The sequence below is a fragment of the Neorhizobium sp. 2083 genome, from assembly GCF_031455615.1.
Taxonomy (GTDB): Bacteria; Pseudomonadota; Alphaproteobacteria; order Rhizobiales; family Rhizobiaceae; genus Neorhizobium.
Map to the genome: position 1 here is coordinate 1 of NZ_JAVDTC010000014.1, position 19,159 is coordinate 19,159.

Annotated in this window: 20 protein-coding genes; 11 read left to right on the top strand and 9 right to left on the bottom strand. The window is 58.1% G+C overall.

The window, feature by feature from the left end:
• The 10 genes from J2X76_RS30630 to cydB form a co-directional block, all read left to right on the top strand.
• Window positions 1-357 (top strand): PepSY domain-containing protein (locus tag J2X76_RS30630; protein WP_310221568.1); only part of this gene is annotated, 357 nt, incomplete at its 5' end.
• Between the two features lie 30 nt (window positions 358-387).
• Window positions 388-1,317 (top strand): copper uptake system-associated protein, encoded by a 930-nt coding sequence (locus tag J2X76_RS30635; protein ID WP_310221569.1) that lies wholly within the window; start codon window positions 388-390, stop codon window positions 1,315-1,317.
• Window positions 1,314-1,910: an SCO family protein gene (locus tag J2X76_RS30640; RefSeq protein WP_310221571.1), complete on the top strand. Its 597-nt coding sequence runs from the start codon at window positions 1,314-1,316 to the stop codon at window positions 1,908-1,910. The genes J2X76_RS30635 and J2X76_RS30640 overlap by 4 nt, the downstream gene beginning before the upstream one ends.
• Window positions 1,911-1,955: 45 nt before the next feature.
• Window positions 1,956-2,741, top strand: a complete 786-nt coding sequence (locus tag J2X76_RS30645; RefSeq protein ID WP_310221573.1) for a DJ-1/PfpI family protein — start codon at window positions 1,956-1,958, stop codon at window positions 2,739-2,741.
• 62 nt (window positions 2,742-2,803) lie between these two features.
• Entirely contained in the window at window positions 2,804-3,304 is a 501-nt protein-coding gene (locus J2X76_RS30650; protein WP_310221574.1) for a copper chaperone PCu(A)C, read from the top strand.
• Window positions 3,305-3,375: 71 nt separating this feature from the next.
• Window positions 3,376-3,993, top strand: coding sequence for an SCO family protein (locus J2X76_RS30655; protein WP_310221576.1), 618 nt, complete (start codon window positions 3,376-3,378; stop codon window positions 3,991-3,993).
• A 16-nt stretch (window positions 3,994-4,009) separates the two neighbouring features.
• Window positions 4,010-4,537 carry a c-type cytochrome gene (locus tag J2X76_RS30660; protein ID WP_310221579.1) on the top strand — a complete coding sequence of 176 codons (528 nt, stop codon included), beginning with the start codon at window positions 4,010-4,012 and terminating at the stop codon, window positions 4,535-4,537.
• A 124-nt stretch (window positions 4,538-4,661) separates the two neighbouring features.
• Complete coding sequence (locus J2X76_RS30665) at window positions 4,662-4,961, top strand: DUF3817 domain-containing protein (RefSeq protein ID WP_310221580.1); 300 nt, start codon at window positions 4,662-4,664, stop codon at window positions 4,959-4,961.
• Between the two features lie 156 nt (window positions 4,962-5,117).
• Window positions 5,118-6,542 (top strand): cytochrome ubiquinol oxidase subunit I, encoded by a 1,425-nt coding sequence (locus J2X76_RS30670; protein WP_310221581.1) that lies wholly within the window; start codon window positions 5,118-5,120, stop codon window positions 6,540-6,542.
• The gene (gene cydB, locus J2X76_RS30675) at window positions 6,532-7,536 is read left to right on the top strand and encodes a cytochrome d ubiquinol oxidase subunit II (protein WP_310221582.1); all 1,005 of its coding nucleotides are present in this window, start codon (window positions 6,532-6,534) and stop codon (window positions 7,534-7,536) included. The genes J2X76_RS30670 and cydB overlap by 11 nt, the downstream gene beginning before the upstream one ends.
• A gap of 190 nt (window positions 7,537-7,726) precedes the next feature.
• On the opposite strand, the gene J2X76_RS30680 is transcribed toward cydB, so the two are convergent.
• The 8 genes from J2X76_RS30680 to J2X76_RS30715 all read right to left on the bottom strand — a co-directional run bounded on the left by J2X76_RS30680 (window position 7,727) and on the right by J2X76_RS30715 (window position 17,063).
• The gene (locus J2X76_RS30680) at window positions 7,727-8,986 is read right to left on the bottom strand and encodes an MFS transporter (RefSeq protein WP_310221583.1); all 1,260 of its coding nucleotides are present in this window, start codon (window positions 8,984-8,986) and stop codon (window positions 7,727-7,729) included.
• A gap of 4 nt (window positions 8,987-8,990) precedes the next feature.
• Entirely contained in the window at window positions 8,991-10,526 is a 1,536-nt protein-coding gene (locus J2X76_RS30685) for a lyase family protein (protein ID WP_310221584.1), read from the bottom strand.
• Entirely contained in the window at window positions 10,510-11,901 is a 1,392-nt protein-coding gene (locus J2X76_RS30690) for a M20/M25/M40 family metallo-hydrolase (protein WP_310221689.1), read from the bottom strand. The genes J2X76_RS30685 and J2X76_RS30690 overlap by 17 nt, the downstream gene beginning before the upstream one ends.
• 52 nt (window positions 11,902-11,953) lie before the next feature.
• Window positions 11,954-13,168, bottom strand: coding sequence for an aminotransferase class I/II-fold pyridoxal phosphate-dependent enzyme (locus J2X76_RS30695; protein ID WP_310221585.1), 1,215 nt, complete (start codon window positions 13,166-13,168; stop codon window positions 11,954-11,956).
• Window positions 13,169-13,325: 157 nt separating this feature from the next.
• Entirely contained in the window at window positions 13,326-14,102 is a 777-nt protein-coding gene (locus tag J2X76_RS30700) for an amino acid ABC transporter ATP-binding protein (RefSeq protein ID WP_310221587.1), read from the bottom strand.
• 4 nt (window positions 14,103-14,106) lie between these two features.
• On the bottom strand, window positions 14,107-15,018 hold the full coding sequence (locus J2X76_RS30705; RefSeq protein ID WP_310221589.1) for an amino acid ABC transporter permease: 912 nt from the start codon (window positions 15,016-15,018) through the stop codon (window positions 14,107-14,109).
• 4 nt (window positions 15,019-15,022) lie between these two features.
• A complete protein-coding gene (locus J2X76_RS30710; protein WP_310221591.1) occupies window positions 15,023-15,919 on the bottom strand; it encodes an ABC transporter substrate-binding protein in 897 nt (298 codons plus the stop codon).
• 232 nt (window positions 15,920-16,151) lie between these two features.
• Entirely contained in the window at window positions 16,152-17,063 is a 912-nt protein-coding gene (locus J2X76_RS30715) for a LysR family transcriptional regulator (RefSeq protein ID WP_310221593.1), read from the bottom strand.
• Window positions 17,064-17,150: 87 nt separating this feature from the next.
• Here J2X76_RS30715 and J2X76_RS30720 point away from each other — a divergent pair, with 87 nt between their 5' ends.
• Window positions 17,151-17,954: a phytanoyl-CoA dioxygenase family protein gene (locus tag J2X76_RS30720; RefSeq protein ID WP_310221594.1), complete on the top strand. Its 804-nt coding sequence runs from the start codon at window positions 17,151-17,153 to the stop codon at window positions 17,952-17,954.
• A gap of 114 nt (window positions 17,955-18,068) precedes the next feature.
• Here the strand turns inward: J2X76_RS30720 and J2X76_RS30725 are convergent, their stop codons facing one another.
• Entirely contained in the window at window positions 18,069-18,944 is an 876-nt protein-coding gene (locus tag J2X76_RS30725) for a LysR substrate-binding domain-containing protein (RefSeq protein WP_310221596.1), read from the bottom strand.
• Window positions 18,945-19,159 lie beyond the last annotated feature (215 nt).

The window sequence follows — 19,159 nt, forward strand, 5'->3', positions numbered from 1 at the left end:
GACATGAAGTTCGCGGACTACAGCGTCCCGGGAAAAGCCATGGCAGTCGGTATCGCTCTGCATGAGGGCGATCTCGGCGGCGGCTGGAATGTCGCACTCAACACCGTCTTTTGTCTCTCAGTTATCTTCCTGTCCGTCAGCGGGATCGTGATGTGGTGGAAACGCCGGCCGTCGGGAGCAAGCCGGCTCGTCGCGCCTGTCGTTCCGGAAAAGATGGCGGTCTGGAAAACCGGCGCCCTCGTCATGGTCGCGGTCTCGCTGCTGTTCCCGCTGACCGGCATCGTTCTCGTCAGCGTGCTCGCTCTCGACATGCTGCTTATCCGCCACGTGAAGCCGCTAAAGCGCGCGCTCAGCTAACCCCGCGCCGAACATTCCATGGAGCAAACCATGATACGAAATTTTGTCCAACTGGCCACCGTGATCGTCTTTCTCGCACTGCCCCGAATGGTCTTCGCTCAGGAATTCAAGGTCGGCGATATTGAGATCACTCAGCCTTACGCGCGTGCGATGCTCCCCGGCGCCAAGGTCGGCGGAGGATACCTCAAGGTCATCAACAGTGGCTCAGCCGACCGGCTTGTCAGCGCCACAGCCGAACGCGCCGCGTCCGTCCAGCTCCACGAGATGAAGATGGATGGCGGCATCATGGTGATGCGCGAGCTCAAGACCGGGATTGCCATCCCCGCCAACGCTATCACCGCGCTGAAACCGGGCGGTTACCACGTGATGTTCATGAACGTGCGCCAACCCTTCAAGGAAGGCGAAACTGTCAAAGCGACGCTCACCTTCGAAAAGGCCGGTCCGGTCGATGTGGAATTCATGGTGGGCCCAGCCGCCGGCGGCATGCCCAAAATGAATCACGATGATCAGACAAGCTTGCACGGCAGCCACGCTGACCATGCGACAATGACCGGCTCCGATCCCGTATCGAGCGACCCGCAGCAGGCGATCCCTGTAAAACTCAAGGCTATGTTCGAGACCGCCGGCAAACCACTGACTGTCGAGCCGGTCGTCGTCAAGGGTGACTGGGCCATTGCTGGATGGGCTCAAGATGGACGTGGCGGGCGAGCGCTTCTCAAGAAAAAGGATGCCAGCTGGAGCATTCACCTTTGCAGCGGCGACGGGCTGAAGCAGGCTCAGGCTCTGCGGATGATGGGGCTCTCGGAAAATGATGCTGCGGCGATCGCAGCCAAGCTCGCCGAGGCCGAGAAGGGCATGGCCCCGGAAAAGCTTGCCCTGTTCGCCAGCTTCGAAGGAACCGTCATGGTCGAAGGCGACGAGGCCAATGCCGGTCACCAACACGGGGGGCATGGCAAATGAACGCACGGAATCCCTTCGTTCTTGCCGGAGCCGGCCTGACGGCTGTCTTCATGGCGATCCTGATCGGTGTGATGATCTGGGTCGGGACCGCAAATGCCCGTCCAGGGCCATTCCATGCCAAATTTGCGCTCCTGGACGACAGTGGCCGTCCGGTCGACCAGTCGATTTTTAAAGGCGGCCCTTCGCTCGTCTACTTCGGCTATACCCATTGCCCGGAAGTCTGCCCCACGACGCTTTACGAAGTTGCGGGATATCTGAACGCGCTCGGCCCGGAAGGCAAATCGCTCAAGGCGTTCTTCTTCTCGATCGATCCCGAGCGGGACACGCCGGATGTCATGCACGGCTACGTCACTGCCTTCACCGATCGGATCACCGGCATTACCGGCAAACCGGATGAGATGCAGAAGGTCATCGACGGCTGGATCATCCACGCCGCCAAACTTCCAAGCGAGGATGGCGACTATCACATGAGCCATACGACCTCCCTGCTTCTCGTTGGCGCGGACGGTCGGCTCAAGGGCCTCCTGCCTTATGGTGCCGATCAGTCCGACGCTCTCCAGAAGATCCGCGACCTCCTCCTGAAACACGCCTGAACGCTTTGCCGCCCGACTTAGATGTCGCCGTGAAAGGAAACGATCATGAACCGCCGAGACTTTAATCTGCTGCTCGCCGCGACCGGCGCAGGCCTTCTCCTGAACTCTGAAACGTCTTCTGCACAAGGCATGTCTGCCTCTTCCGATGGTCCGGTTTTCGCCTTGCTGGTTCATCCCAAGATGATCCTGCTCGACCTGGTTGGCCCGATGACGGTGTTCAACATGACGATGGGCAAGGTTCATCTGGTCTGGAAGGACAAGACGCCTGTGCCAACCGAAGTCGGCGTCTCGGTGACCCCAACCACCACGTTTGCCGATTGCCCGAGGAAGGTCGATGTCTTCTTCATTCCGGGCGGGCTCGCGGGCTCGACGGCGTTGATGGAGGATCCGGAGACGCTGGCCTTCGTGAAAGATATGGCTGCGAATGCTCGCTTCGTGACGGCCGTCTGCACCGGCTCGCTCGTCTTAGGCGCTGCCGGCGTGCTGAAAGGCAAGCGCGCCACGACGCTCTGGAACGTCCGCGACATTCTGCCGACCTTCGGGGCGATCCCGGTCCATGACCGGGTCGTTGAAGACGGCAACATCATCACCGGCGGCGGCACGACCGCAGGGCTCGATTTCGGGCTCGATATCGTTGCGAGGTTGCGCAGCGAGGACGTCGCCAAGCGCATCCAGCTGATCATCGAATACGATCCGCATCCGCCGTTCGACGCCGGCAGTCCCGAGAAGGCCGGACGCGAGATTACCAACGCGTTCCTGAAGGCGCGCAAACCCGTGATGGACGATGCCAAAGCGGCGGCCCTCAGAGCCGCGGAGCGCCTTAAAGGCTGAATAGCTGACCGACGGCTGCTCAGATCAACAACCTCATCCAGTACTCATGAACGGATAAACCCATGCGCAAACTTCAGACGACCTTGCTCTCAATCGCTACCTGCCTGCTGACGTTTGGAACGCCACACGCGGAGGACTTTGCCCTCGGCGACCTGAGAATAACCAATCCCTACACGCGGGCCATGGCTTCAAATGCCCCGGTGGGAGCAAGCTACATGACGATCACCAATGTCGGAAAGACCGACGACCAACTCCTGTCGGCCCAGTCAGATCGGGCCGGGGAAGTTCAGATCCATGAGATGAAGGTGCAGAACGACGTGATGGTCATGCGCGAGATGCCGAAGGGGCTGATCATCCCGGCCGGCAAAACCGTGGAACTGAAGCCAGGCGGCTATCACGTCATGTATTTGAAGGTTCCCGTGCCGTTCAAGCAAGGTGAGACTGTCAGGACCACCCTGACGTTCGAAAAGGCGGGAAACATCACGCTCGACGTCCCGGTCGGCGGGCTTGCCGGAGAAAAGCCGGCGGCGATGAAGATGCCGGATACGCAGCCGGCGCAGTGAACTTCGCCGCGTGTCCCCGGCCCGTCTCGTTCCATTAGCGACGGTCAACTTCTTCTTGAAATGAGGTCATCATGTCGAAACTCAGAGCATACGTTCTCATTGGCTGCGCAGTTGTGTTCATCGCACTTGCCGGCCAGCTCATGTATTTGAACTTTTTCAGCCGCCCGTCGGTGTCGTTGGCAGGCGCCGGGGCGTCCATTCCCGACGAACAGATTACCTACAGCTTGATCGACGATAGTGGAAAAAGCTGGACGCCAGACCTGCTGAAGGGACACCCTTCGCTCGTTTATTTCGGCTATACGCATTGCCCCGACGTCTGCCCCACGACGCTGTACGAGATGGCGACCTGGTTCAAGACGCTCGGTCCACAGGCCGACGGGGTGAAAGCCTATTTCTTTACCGTCGATCCGCAGCGCGACACGGCGCCAATGATGCACACTTATATCTCCAACTTTACTGACAGGATCACCGGTGTGACCGGTGATCCCGCTGAGATGGAGAAAGCGGTCAACGCTTGGCGGATCTATGCCAAAAAGGTTCCGGCCCCCGACGGAGGTGACGACTATACGATGGACCATACCGCTTCGGTGATGATGGTCGATCCGGATGGAAAGCTGAAGAGCACGATCTCCTACGGAGAAGATACCAACGTGGCCTTGAAGAAGATCCAGAACCTTCTGACGCGGTAAGCATCGATGTCTGGACATGGCGGCTTTCCACAAAGCCAGCATCTATACGGCTTTAGTCGCTGATGCGTTGAGGGTCGAAAACTCTTTGGACCCGGAGGGATATCTATTGAAAAAACTTCTCATTTTGTCAGGCGCAGTATTGGTCTTGGCTGCCGTCGTCGGGATGCCATATGTGACCCACGATGAGACAGGAGATGAGTCTGAGGTCGCGTCCTCCCCACAGCTCGTGGCGCCGCCGCCAAAAGATACATTTGCCCCTGTCTTCGCCCCTTGCGCCCACTGTCATCAGATCGGTCCAGGGGCACGGAACTCGACCGGGCCGGTGCTAACGGGCGTGATTGACCGTCCCGCCGCATCGACTGCGTATCCATATTCGTCGGCCATGCGCAACAGCGGCCTTGTCTGGGACGAAACGACGTTGCACGCATTTCTCAAGAACCCTCACAAACTTGTTCCTGGAACTAGGATGGCGTTGGCAGGCCTGAGCGATGCTCAGATCGATACGTTGCTGGATTATATTCGTTCTGTTGGATCATCTCCGTAGTGAGCGGTCGCCCGTTCCCCGCGATCTCTCGCAAAGTTTTTCAAAGCAGCCAGTCCAGTAGCCGTTTGCGCGACTGTCTCACGAACGAAGCATCAGGCCCATGGCCGCATTCTCAGGGTATCAAATGAAGCAGGTCACAATACTTCGATGGTTTGCTCTTGCCGAGGCCACGACTCTTCTTGTTCTGGTCTTGGTGGCAGTACCTCTCAAACATTTTGCGGGCATTCCCGATGCCACACGTGTAATGGGCCCCATCCACGGCTTGGCTTTTCTCGTATTCTGCTATGCCGTGATCCGATCCGCGAGCGAAGGGTGGCTGACAAAAGGCGAGGTCGCACGATTGCTCATCGGTGCGTTCATCCCCTTCGGGGGCTTCGTCAACGAGCGCTGGCTCAAGGCGAAAAAAGCGGACGGTCAATCTTGAGTCGTGACGTGGCATTACGACGCGCGACGCCGGGGAGAGTTGGCCTAGCTCCACGTGTGCTTAGCTTACTGCGTGGTGCTGTCAGCCCGTAAGCGTACCGTATTCGGAACTTGAGCCTTTGCATTAAGTTCGAGGGCGTTCAACAATGGAGTCGTCATGACTTTTCTCGGTCTCGAAGCAGAAATGCTGGCGCGGCTACAGTTCGCGTTCACCGTCTCGTTTCACTTCATTTTTCCCGCCTTCTCGATCGGTACGGCCAGCTATCTCGCCGTCCTGAACGCGCTCTGGCTCTCGAAGCGTGATGAGGCCTATCTTAGACTCTTCGACTACTGGAAAACGATCTTCGCGGTCACCTTCGCCATGGGCGTCGTATCTGGGATCGTGATGAGCTACCAGTTCGGTACCAACTGGTCAGCCTTCTCCGACAAGGCAGGCCCGGTCATTGGACCGCTGATGGGATACGAGGTCCTTACCGCCTTTTTCCTTGAGGCAGGCTTCCTAGGCATCGCCTTGTTCGGCCGCAAACGCGTCGGAGACACGGCGCACATGGTGGCTGTCGCCATGGTCGCGATAGGAACTCTCATTTCCGCGACGTGGATCACGGCGGCCAATAGCTGGATGCACACACCTGCCGGATTCAGCATCGACGCCAACGGCGTCTTCGTGCCAGAAGACTGGTGGCAGATCATCTTCAACCCCTCCTTCCCCTACAGGATGACCCATACCGTGATGGCGGCTTTCCTGACCACTGCCTTCGCCGTGGGCGCGGTTGGCGCCTGGCACCTGCTGAAGGACCGGGCAAACCGCCAGGCCCGTATCATGTTCTCGATGGCGATGTGGATGGCAGCAATCGTCACTCCGATACAGATCTTCGTCGGCGACCTACATGGTCTGAACACGCTCGAACATCAGCCCGCGAAGATCGCCGCCATGGAGGGACATTACGAGACACACAAGAATGGCGCTCCTCTCGTTTTGTTCGGCATACCGGACGACGACGCGGAGACCACCCGCTACGCGATCGAGGTTCCGAAACTCGGTTCGCTGATCCTGACGCATGAGCTGAACGGCGAGATCAAGGGTCTGAAGGAATGGCCGCGCGACCAGCGTCCTCCGGCGCTCATGCCGTTCATCACTTTCCGGATCATGGTCGGCATCGGCTTTCTGATGCTCGGCGTCGGGCTCTGGTCTCTTTGGGCGCGCTGGAAGGGAAAGCTGTATGACACGCCCTGGCTCCACCGAATCTCGGTAGCCATGGGAGGTTCCGGCTTCGTGGCGGTGCTTGCCGGCTGGTACACAACCGAAGTGGGCCGTCAGCCCTGGACGGTCTACGGACACCTGCGGACCGCCGACAGCCTCTCGCCCGTCTCCGCCCCCGCTGTCGGTACGTCCCTGCTTATTTTCATTGTGGTCTACTTCATCGTCTTCGGCGTCGGGGTCTATTATCTTCTAAAGCTGATGCGGCGGCCGCCTAGTCCTCTCGACGGGGATCTGGAACTGAATGCAGGACCGATCCGGACGGCGGGCATTACGCCGGGTGCGGCGCAGGACCATCCGCATGGAGGACACCATGACCATTGACCTTTCGTTCATCTGGGCAGGCATCATTGCCTTTGCAGTCCTTGCTTATGTCGTGCTCGACGGTTTTGACCTCGGAATTGGCATCGTGTTCCCGTTCTTCCGCAAGAGGCGCGACCGGGATGTCATGACGAACTCCATCGCGCCTGTCTGGGACGGCAACGAAACGTGGCTGGTGCTTGGCGGCGGCGGCCTCATGGCCGTGTTCCCGTTGGCGTATGCGATCATCATGCCCGCAATTTATATGCCCATAATCCTGATGCTGGTCAGCCTGATCTTCCGGGGCGTCGCTTTTGAATTTCGATGGCGCACCCATCACGAGTCTCATCTCTGGGACTTCGGTTTCTGGATCGGGTCCTCGGTCGCTGCATTCATGCAAGGGATCGCGCTAGGAGCCCTGGTTCAAGGCATTGCTGTGGAGGGCCGTCAGTATGCGGGCGGCTGGTGGGACTGGCTGACGCCATTTTCGATCCTGACCGGCGTCGCCGTTCTTACGGGGTACGCGCTCTTAGGGGTCACATGGCTCAACTTGAAGACAACCGGCGACATTCAATCCCGTGCCGCATCTCTCGCGCGCCCTTTCTGCGTTGTACTTCTGGCGCTGATCGGTGCGGTATCGCTGTGGACGCCATTTATCAACGAAATGTACTTCGAACGCTGGTTCGGCTGGCCAACCGCCTTCTTCTCGTCATTCGTGCCGCTGTTGCTTGCTCTCTGCGCCTTCTCGCTCTGGCACGGCCTTACTCACGGGAAGCACCTGCAGCCCTTCCTGTCGGCGCTCGGCCTGTTCGTCCTGAGCTTTGCGGGCCTCGGGATCAGCTTCTACCCGTACATGATACCCGGTGTGCTTACCATCGAAGACGCAGCAGCTCCGGATAGTTCCTTGAAGTTTCTCCTCGCCGGGACGGTAGTTCTGGTGCCGATGATCTTGTGCTACACGGGCTACGCCTACTGGGTCTTCCGCGGAAAGCTCGATCCGGAGGAAGGGTATCACTGATGAAAGACGCGTTGCAAAAGTCCGCATGGTTCCTGGCGCTGTGGCTGGCTGGGGTCGGCACTGTTACAATCGTCGGAATTTTGATCCGCAGCCTCCTCATGTAGGTCGCCGGACCCTTGGCCGCCTTTCCCAAAGTGAACATTCCCCTCCTCTTATCCAAAAGCCAGGCGCTCTCTAAATTGCAGAAGTCCTAGTTGGCATGACGACCTTGATCGACCGGAACAACCTTCCGAACGACATGTATCCGTGAAAAGCGCCGCGTCGTTGGCACAAAAGCCGAAACCAACGGGATCAGAACGCAGACTGCTCCCACTGCGATGAGCAATGCGTCCCGTCCAAGGACACGGGCCAGTGGTGTCATCAGCGTCAAACCTGCGGGAGCAAGACCGTATGAAAAGAGAAAGTCGATCGACGACACCCGCGACAATCGGTCCGGCGGGATTTCGTTTTGGACGGACGTGAACCAGCGGACGTTGAAGATTTCGATCCCGACGCCAGCGACTAAATAGGCGACGACTGGAACGATCCTGCTTTCTGCAAACAACAGGCTGAACGGGATGAGCCCGTACAAGGAGAGCCCGGCCAACGCCACCCAGCCTCGACGTTGCGGGTGCCAGCGTGCCATGATCACGGCGCTGATCAAAGCCCCGAACATATAAGCCGTGGCCGTCGTCGTCATGAGTGTAGCGCTACCGAACGCTTCCTGGCTTATGCCTGGCAGCAGGACCGCCGTCACCGAGTAGCCTGCCGCTATGGTTACGGTGAGCGATGCAAGCCCCGCCACGAACCAGGGATGACGACGAGCCTCCCGCGCGCCCTCTGCGAACTCCCGGATCAACCTGCCGACGGTGAGATTTTCGGGTCGCGACGACCCGGCGGGTATCGCTGTTGCTTTAGGCGGAGCCACTGCGCTGATAAGCCAAAGAAGTGCGATTACAATGAACGCGGCGATCGTTCCGCTCATAAGCGCTATGAAGCTGATTATGGCTGGGCCAAGGATGCTCGTCACGCGAACCGCGATGCTCATTATCGCGTTGGCGGCTTGAAGCCGATCTGACGTTACGATCTCGGGGATGATTGCCTGATAGGCTGGTCGGCACGCGCCCTGCCCAATACCGACAGCCGCCGCTCCTGTTAAGAGCAGCAGAAGGCCGCTGACCCCGGGAACAGATAGGCCGATGATCATCATCGGCACGCTGATCGCCGCGATCATCCCGGACGCAAAGATGATCATTCTCGGACCTCTCTGATCGGACAGGACACCTGCTAACGGTACAGCGACCAGGAAGCCTATCGTGCGCGCCGCAAGAGCAATGCCGAGGTCGCTCGCGGTAAGATCGCCTTCCAGCGTAGCAAGCCCAAGAACGAAAGGTAGAGCCCAGGTCGCAAGCCCGGACGCTGTGCTGCCGAGCCACACGCGCACGAACGCCGGATAAAACAGTGCCTTCATACAGTCATGGCCCGGCATCAGTTGAAGTTTGCTGCAATGATAAATTCGAGATGGCATTCCTGAAGCCTGCGATCAGCCGCTCGGACCGGTCCGGATCCGCAAACACCGAAACATCGGCAAATAGGCGGTCGGACTCTCCCCGGCTCATAAGTCCACATTCAACCGCAGCTTGACCGACTGCGATACCATGCAGCGCGGCATGCTTTACAACTTCTGAAGCAGCCGGGTACCCGTAGATTGCGGCAAGGGCGGTCGATAGAGCGAGCGAACCAGACGCGTCGGCCCGACCACGATCGACGTTTGCCTGGACACCAGAAAGGCAGCGATCAACGAAAAGCGGAATGCCACGCCTCAGAAGGCGAATGGACTCACTGATCGCCTCGAGAATGATCGATTCCCACACATTGAGGTCGAGTTCGCCCTCGGCGGCGCGGGTCACCGTAGCGTCATTGCCCAGCACCCGGAATGCGACTTGCATCATCATTTCCGGCATCACAGGGTTTACCTTGCCCGGCATGATCGAGGAACCCGGCTGGACCGCCGGCAAGGAGATCTCGCCAAACCCTGCGCGCGGCCCCGACGACATGAAGCGAAGATCGGCGGAGAGTTTCGAAATGGTGACGGCGATCGCCTTCAGGCAAGCCGAAACGCGTATCCAATGATCGGCATTCTGCAACGCGTCGAACAGATTTTCTTCCGGGTGATAGGACTTGCCGGTCAGTTCCTGCAACTCACCATAAACGAGGCGTCGGTATTCGGCGGACGTGCCGAGGCCGGAACCGACGGCCGTTGCGCCAAGCGGAAGCCCGAGGCATCCCGTCTCAACAGCCTCAAGCTCGTGCGACTGGCGCTCAAAAGCTGCGCGATAACCGGAAAACTGCTGCCCGAAGGTAATCGGCAACGCGTCCTGCAGGCAGGTTCGCGCGAGCTTGACGATCTCGACCAGTTCGCGCTCTTTGTCCACCAACGCCTCGACAAGGTGGGAAATCGCGTCCTTCAGCTTTGCCAACTCGGCTCCGATCGCAATCCTCATTGCCGCCGGGATGACATCGTTGGTCGACTGGCTCATGTTGACATGCGTGTTGGGATGAACGGGATCCGCACCTTTGCGACCGCTCAAAATCTCGCTTGCACGGTTCGCCAGCACTTCGTTGACATTCATGTTGGCGGCTGTGCCTCCCCCGCCATGATAGATGTCGACTGGATAATCCTCGCGGCGTATTCCTCGGAGCTGCTCGATGGCCGCAACCTCGATTGCGTGCGCTAGACGCGCATCCAGATCGTCAGCCTTTCGGTTGGCTCTGGCGGCAGCCAGCTTGATCGTGAGGAGTGCAGGAACAAAGCCTTCGACATCTGCAATCGTCCGGCCGGAAATGGAGAAATTCTCAGCGGCGCGCGCGGTCTGAATACCATAGGCAACGAAATCCGGTATCAGGCGCGGGCCGAGCGCGTCCTCCTCCAGCCGCATCGAAACCTGCGCGGGATCCTCAGCCTTCCCTGTTGAAGTTATTGGCATTGGCTGATCATTTCGCAGGAACATGGTTTCGGATCTCGTCGAAAATCCTGACCCAGCTCCGCACTCCCTTCCTAAGTCGTTCCGTGTCGTAGCGCTCGTCAGGTGCATGGATCGCATCGCTCGGCAGGATGAAGCCGATAACAACACACTCGGCGCCCAGCACGTCGCTGAACTGCTGCACGAGCGGTATGGCGCCGCCGGTTCCGCGCAGGATCGCCGGCCTGCCCCACTCCTCCTGCAGACCGAGCGCCGCCGCGCTGAGGAAATGGCTATCCTGCGACAGAACGACAGCGGAACTGCCACCTGAACCTACGAATTCAACAGTACAGCTTTCTGGAAGTTGAGAGCGGACGTGCTGCTGAAAGCGCTGCCGGATAGTCTCCGGCGTTTGGCCCCCGACCAGGCGGAATGAGAGACGGGCCGTCGCAGACCCCGGCAAGACCGAGCGCTCGCCGGGGCCCTGGTTTCCGCCGGTGATGCCGTTAATGTCGACAGTCGGCCTCCCCCACATGGCTTCGAGAGCGGAGTAACCGTCTTCGGTGATGCCACCGGCCAAGTCTACGCCACCATAAAGATCCGGCTCCTTCGCCAGTTCCCGCCACTGCTTCCGGACGGCAGCCGGAAGCTCTTGGACGCCGTCGTAGAAGCCATTGATCGTTACCCGCCCCCGCTCGTCATGAAGACCAGCAAGAATCGCACTCAGGATCCGGATAGGATTGGCAGCGACCGCCCCGTAGTGACCCGAATGGAGGTCGGGGTTCGGCGCTGAAATCGTCACACGCTCGTGCACCAGTCCCTTGAGTTGGGTCGTGATTGCCGGCTGTGTGGGGGACCACATCTCAGCATCGCAGATGAAGGCGACATCGCAATCGAGTTGGTCTCGATAGTCCTCGATGAACGCCGGCAGGCTTGGCGAGCCGCATTCCTCCTCGCCTTCGAGAAGCACGATGATGTCGGCCGGGAACTCCCCATGCGTGTTGTCCCAGGCACGCAGTGCCTCGATAAAGGTCCAGAGCTGGCTTTTACTATCGGACGCCCCGCGCCCATAAAAACGATGGACGCCATCTTCCGCGACCACACGCGGTTCGAACGGAGGATGGGTCCACTGCGCCGGATCGCCAACAGGCTGAACGTCGTAGTGTCCGTAGAAAAGCAGCCGTGGACGCTTCACGTCGGAGGAATTCGACGATCGAGCCAGAACCAGCGGATTGCCTTTTGTCGGGATGACCTCTGCGGGCAGCCCGATCGATGCCAACTCCCGCTTCAGCCAGGCGGCAGCCCGATCTATGGCACCTCTGCCTTCTGGCTCGCTCGAGATCGACGGAATCGAAATCAGTTCAAGTAGCTTTCTGAGCGCGACATCGAAATTGCCGTCGATATTGCGCAGCACGTCTTCCATATCTGACACGCGTCTTCCCTTCCTCAATCCTCGAAATGTGGGCCGGTCTAAACTAGCCGCGGCCAACAGCAGGATGCTCGTCGCCACTCGACGTGCCGTTCACGCCCGCTTCTAGGCTTGCAAGCAGCCCCTCGATGTCGGCCCACAACTCGTTTTCGTCCTCGAGACCGACGCTCAGCCGCAGGATGACGTCCGGCCCCGACCAGGATGTGGCGCTCCGAAACCCGTCGATCGACATCGGCGCGGCGAGGCTGCGGGTTCCGCCCCAGGACGCGCCGATCGCAAACACCTTCAGTGTATCCAGTGCGGCCGGAATGTAGGCTATCGCCTCCTTCTTGAAGAGGATGCTGAATACGCCGCTCGATCCGAGAAAGTCCCTTTTCCAAAGGGCATGCTCAGACGAGGATTCAAGCGCTGGATGCAGGACCTGCTTAACGAGCGGATGACGTTCGATCTTTCGGGCGAACGCCAGAGCCACACGCTCCGAGTGTCGCAGTCGCACGCCAAAGGTCTCGAAGCCTCGCAGGACCAATGAGGTGTCGTCGGGCGAAACACCGATCCCCATTCGGCCGATCAGAGAGCGGATCGGCTTGAGCAACGCCATATCCTTGATCGTGATCGATCCCATCAGGACATCGGAATGACCGGACACGAACTTGGTCAGCGCCTCCGTCACGATGTCCGCACCGTGCTTGAGGGGTTTGAAGTTGAGTGGTGTCGCCCAGGTGTTGTCGACGCCAACCAGCGCGCCATGCTCGTGCGCGATCGCCGCGATCCTCGGCAGATCCATAATCTCCATCGTCGATGACCCCGGGCTTTCGCACCAGACGATTTTGGTGGTCGTCCTAATTTTCGATGCGACGTCATCCGGTGACTTCGGTTTAAAGAAGTCGACCTCAACGCCAAGGCGACGCAGATCGGTTTCCGCGAGATCGCGCATCGGCGGATAGGAGGTATCGGCAATCAGGATGTGGTCCCCTGCCGCCAGAAACGGCAGGACTGCTAATGCGTTTGCAGCCTGCCCGGAAGGTGCCAGGAAAGTCCATACGCCGCCTTCAAGGCTTGTCAGCTTTGCCTCAAGGGTGCGCGTCGTCGGCGTTCCGTAGAGCCCGTAGGAATAGCCTTCATGACCGCGATCGCCTCGAGACGCATAGGCGGCTGCATCCTTGAACACAATCGTCGATGCACGGTGCACGCCAACGCCAAGCGGGTCGAAACCTTCCGTCGGGACTTCAGGTGTGAGGACACATTGAGTGAGATCGTTCATGAACGGACCTTTCTAGAGCGGTTTCGATCGCCCGAGGAAATCATCCCGAGGCGAGGCCCTTCGCGGGTGCTATTCGCGGGATTTATTGACGATAATGCAGACAGCGACGGAGCATCCCTGGGTGAAGCGAGAACGTCCTTCGACAGTCACACCCCGCTCACAGCACCTTGGATAGAAATGCCTCGGTACGGGGGTTCTTGGGGCTGGCGAGCATGGTGCGGGGATGTCCCTCTTCGATAACCTGTCCCTGGTCCATGAAGACAAGGTGGTTGCCGACCTCGCGAGCAAATCCGATTTCGTGGGTGACGACGACCATGGTGATACCGCTTTGTGCGAGATCCTTAATGACATCGAGGACCTCACCGACGAGTTCCGGATCAAGTGCCGAAGTCGGCTCATCGAACAGCATCACTTCCGGTTCCATCGCGAGTGCGCGGGCTATCGCAACCCGCTGTTGCTGGCCACCGGAGAGTTGCCCCGGGTACCTGCCGCCGAAGCCGTCCAGTCCGACACGTTTCATGAGCTCGTTTGCCTTTTCACGAGCCCGCTCTTTGGGCCAGCCTTTGACATGTAAGGGCCCTTCCATGACATTATCCAGCGCAGTCATATGAGGAAACAACTGGAAGCGTTGGAACACCATGCCAGTCAGCCGTCGCTGAGCAGCGATCTGGGCCAATGACAGCTGATGAAACCGGCCAGCGCGTTCGACGAAGCCCTGCAGTTCGCCCTTCAGGAATACGCGACCAGCCGAGATGCTCTCCAACTGGTTGATGCATCGTAGAAGCGTCGACTTGCCGGAACCGGACGGACCGATCGCAACGCAGACCTCGCCGCGCCTAACCCGCAAATCGACACCCTTCAGGGCATGCACCGGACCATAGAACTTGTGGATGTTCTGCATTTCGACGCAGAATTCAGAGATGTTCGCATTCATGGCCTTACTCCGCTCGCGCCGGATGAACGGAAACGCCCTTACCGAAATGGCGCTCGAGGAAATGCTGGCCGACCATCAGAAGGCTCGTTATCGCGAGATACCAGGTTCCAGCAACCAGCAAGAGCGGGATCGGAAGATAGAGGCGATTGGAGATCGCGTTCGTGGCGAACGTTAGATCCAATGTGAATGGGATCGCCAGAACAAGGGATGTCATCTTGAGCATGCCGATAGTCTCATTTCCTGTCGGTGGAATGATCACGCGCATCGCCTGCGGCATCAGGATCCGCCACCAGATCTTTGGCGGTTTCATTCCCAGTGCCTGCGCCGCCTCTGCCTGACCGCGGTCGATCGAGTTGAACCCCGCCCGGAAGATCTCGGTCAAATAGGCAGACTCGTTGAATCCGAGACCAAGGATGGCAGCTATGGCAGGCGTCACGATGTATTTCGTCTCGACGCTGATGATGTCGGGACCAAATGGAATTGCAATGCTCAGATTGGGAAACAGAACTGCAAAGAGGCCCCAGAAAAGCAACTGCGTATAGATCGGCGTGCCGCGAAAGAACCAAACCCAGGAATAGGCAAGGCCACGCAAAATTGGGTTATCGCTGTCGCGCATGATAACCAGCAGTCCCGCAACAATGATCGCCACGGTCATGGCAACCACCGTGAGAAGAAGTGTCCAGCCGACGCCCCGAACCACCTGAGGGGCGAACAAATATGTCAGATAGACATCCCAATGAAAGTTAGGATTTGCAGCAATCGCCTGGCCGATCTGAAGCGCGAGGATTGCGAGGAGTGCAATAGCTAGCCAGCGCCCCGTATGACGCCGTGGGGCCACGACATTGCGGGTGATTTCTGGTTTGTTGAAGGAGACCGGCGTTACGCCGGCCCCCAGGTTTTCGGTATCAATGGCCATGATTCTAGATCTTGACTTCGGGGTTGACCAACGCCTTCTCGACGATCACGGAACCGATACCCCATGTGTCGAGGAGTGATTTGTATGTTCCGTCAGCGATCAGTGAGTTGATCGTATCCGCTATGAGCTCTGTCAAAGCCATATCCGACTTGGCAACGGCAATTCCGTTTGGACCGTGTTTGCTCAGTGGTCCGGATGTCGACTTCAGCGTTTCGAGTTGACCTCTCGACTGCTTGGCTGCGTAGCCGATGCCGGCCTCACCAGAGACCGTTGCATCTGCGCCGCCGGCTGCAACACGCGTTAGTGTTTCAGGCTGCTTCGAAAACGGCAGGATTTCGATTTCTGGTTTGCCTTCGGATTTGCACCGAGCGTTTTCTTGATTGATCGATCGCTCGAAATAAGTCCCGGACTGGATGGCGACCTTCCGGCCGCAAAGATTTGCCGGATCGAATTTCGTGGGATTACCAGCTTTGACCGCCCATAGGCTCCCCGTGTCGGCGTAGCTGACGAAGTTGACAGCCTTCATGCGTTCGTTCGTGATGGAAAATGCCGATACCCCGATGTCGAACTTCGTACCCAAGGCGGGAAGAATTGCTTCGAATGCCGACGTCTGGAAATCGATCTTTACGCCGAGCTTCTTGCCGATGGCGTTTGCGATGTCGACGTCGATGCCTTCCGGCGTCTGACCGTCTTTCTCACTCAGAAATTCCCAAGGCGCGTAGGACGTGTCCGAACCGATCGTCAACACGCCGGCTGATTTGATTTTTGCCGGAAGGCGAGCCGCGAGAACCTCATCGATTTTGATCGACGAGGTGTCGAAACTTTGCGCAGATACTGTGGTGTTTGCAGCAGACATAGCCAACGCTGCTATGAGTGGCAGGCGAATGATATTTTTGAACATTGATGTTCCCCATCTTGTTATTGCAACGGATCACCAACTCTCTGGGGAGCCGGACTATGTATCCGTTGAACGCAATATGGTAACGAAACGCACCTCACGTCCAACAATAAAATTCGGGCAATCAATTCCTGTAGGTTATAGCATTGGCCTCCATTGGATTGCCTGTGTTTGGGGAATGCTTGCAGGACGCGCGGGTGGCGGCCGGCGCTGCGGGCATCTTCGAAAAAAGGTTTCAGGCTTCCGAGACGGGAATACGACGAGCGACAAAGTCAGCGACAGACGCCCGTACTTGGCCTATGGGTTCCGGCTGAGAACCGGTTGAGACTAGAACGATGGGTTCGATGGCATGAGCATCGCTGATCCGTACCCGGGCAACCTGTAAACCGTCATATGTCATGGAGCCTGGCGGATTTGTATAGCTTATGCCGTAGCCCTCTCCATTTGCAGACAAACTGCGGAGCAACTCGATCGACGCCGCTCGGTGTTTTACAACGGGATTGAAGCCAATGGCGTGAAACAGGCCCAGGATATGCCGGATCGACAGGCCCTGGTCAGATAGGATGAGCGGGAGATCCGCGATTTCCGCGAGAGTGATGTCGCTGCGAGTTGCGATTTGGGTGTCAGGAGCGGTCCATATCCGAGGGGCTACGCGAAAGAGAACGTCCCGATCGAAGCTGCCATCGAGCCCCAGATCATAGGTCAGTCCGAGATCGATCTGTCCTGATAAGATCGCCCTGGTAAGCGTGTCGAACGACAGTTCGAGGGCGCGGAATTCGATGTCTGGATATTCTTTCGTGAGCCGCACGAGAACCGGTGCGAACCATACCGGCGCCAGTTCCTCAAGGATACCTAAGGTTATCCGGCGTTGGCGTCGCTGGGACAGAACCCCAGGCTTCTCCAATCGTTCGGCGTCATTCAGAAGCGTCTCCGCATCTTTAAGGAAAACTCTCCCGAACGCGGTCGGAAAAATGGGCACACCCTTGCGGCGAATGAACAGCGGCTCTTCCAGACGGCCCTCCACGTGCGTTATAGCCACTGAAATCGCCGGCTGCGATACGCTCAGGAGCTTTGACGCGGCCGATAAGCTACCTGCTTTGCCAACTGCCACCACGTATTCCAACTGGCGCAGGGAAACATGCAACATGAAGTTATACCTCTCTTTCGAAGATATTATTAGAAATTAATTCCTCACTCGTCCACCGTGCAAGCTCAAGCATGGAGGGACACCCAATTGACACATCCGCTTCTCACACCGGACCACATCACCACGTTTCAAAATGACGGCGTCGTTTTGATAAAAGGATTGTTCAAGGATCATGTTGAGACGCTCAGGCGAGGGGTCGAGGTCAACATGGCGGAGCCTGGTCCTTACGCCGCTGAGAACCTGAAGGCAGGAGACAGCGGCCGGTTCTTCGACGATTACTGCAATTGGCAGCGGATCGATGAATTCAGTAGGGTCATCCACAACTCACCGGCGGCAGAGGTAGCGGCAGACCTTATGTCATCGGACACGGTGCAGCTTTTTCACGACCATGTACTGGTAAAGGAGCCCGGCACCGCAAAGCCGACGCCCTGGCACCAGGACGGCCCGTACTACTTCGTCGAGGGACGACAAACGGTTAGTTTCTGGTCACCGCTGGACCCCGTCCGTGAGGCGTCGCTGCGCTGCGTCGCTGGTTCTCACCTCTGGGATAAACCGGTTCTGCCGACACGCTGGTTATCGGAAGAGAACTTTTATGCGGACGACGATCTTTACATGCCAGTGCCGGACCCTGATGCCGAAGGAATGCCCGTACGGGAATGGGAAATGGAGCCAGGCGATGCGGTCGCGTTTAACTATTACGTCCTGCATGGTGCGCGCGGCAATCAAAGCACGACGAGACGTCGCGCGTTCTCGCTCAGGCTCATCGGGGACGACGTCCGATACGTTGAACGTCCAGGTCGTACCTCCCCACCCTTTCCAGGCCACGATATGAAAACAGGGGATCGGCTCAGGGAAGACTGGTTCCCGGTCCTCTGGCGCCGCCCCGGCTAGCAAATGAGGAGATCGAACCTTCACCGAAAGTGGAGGTTCGGTTGTCGATCTGGAGAGAAGGGCGGAGCAACTTTGGTGCCGCCGCTAACCCGATTGCTCTCCGACGCGTAATGACTAGATAGCCTGTTTGAGATCGTTGATGAACTCTTCAAGATGTCGCGAGGCAATCCGGTTCGGTGGCGTGATGAGTAGCGTGCGGAAATACAACCCAGTCTCGAACGGGATCAGTGTCAGACCGCGACCGATATAGGGTTCGGCTGTCAGTGGATCGACAAGTCCAACGCCGATGCCTGCCGCAACCATTGCGCAGATCGTTGTCGAGTACGGTGTCTCCATCACGACCCTCACCTTTACGCCGAGCTCGTCGAAAACGGCTTCAGCTTCTTCTCGGGTGGTATCCTCCGGCGCGAGAGCGATAAACGGGATGCCATCGAGATCTTGCGGGCGTATTATCGCTAGCTTGGCAAGCGGATGACCGTCCGGCACTCCGACAGCAACTCGAAACTGGGAAAATTCAGCGACCGTGACGCCCGTCTGGTCTATTTCATCGGCGACAATACCAAGATCGAACTGGCCGGAGGCGACGAGGTCGCGAACCGTCGACGACATCCGCGCCTGAAACGTGATGGCAACATTGGGGTTACGAGACATGAACGCGCTTAATGCCCGTGGAAGAACATTCGTGGATAAAGCCGAAAGGCAAGCGATTCTCAACTCGCCGGATCCAAAATCCCGAATACGCGCTGCAGCCCCTCGAAGATGACTCAAGCCAAGATAGGCATGTTCGACTTCACGATAAAAAAGTTGCCCTTCGGGAGTGGGATGCAATCTCCCTTTTATTCGGCTGAACAGGTCGAAACCAAGAGACCGTTCAAGATCCTTGATCATTTTGCTGACCGCAGGCTGAGAAACATGCAGTACTTCGGCCGCTCGGGCCGTGGTCCCATTCGTCATCACAACTCTAAAGATCTCCACCTGACGCAAGTTCATCGCATACTTCCAACAGTTCGTAATTGACGTTCGGATCCGATATGCCACTCAATTTCATTTCCGCCGAAAATCAAGGCTTCAAATCTAGAGATCGATCGATGCCTCCCACTCAATGCAAGCAGCTTGCCGCGGCGACTTAGCTGAGCTATCCGGTCACCCTCGCACGGGCAATCCAACCTCCACTTTCGTTTCAAATCTCTGTCGGATAACGAACC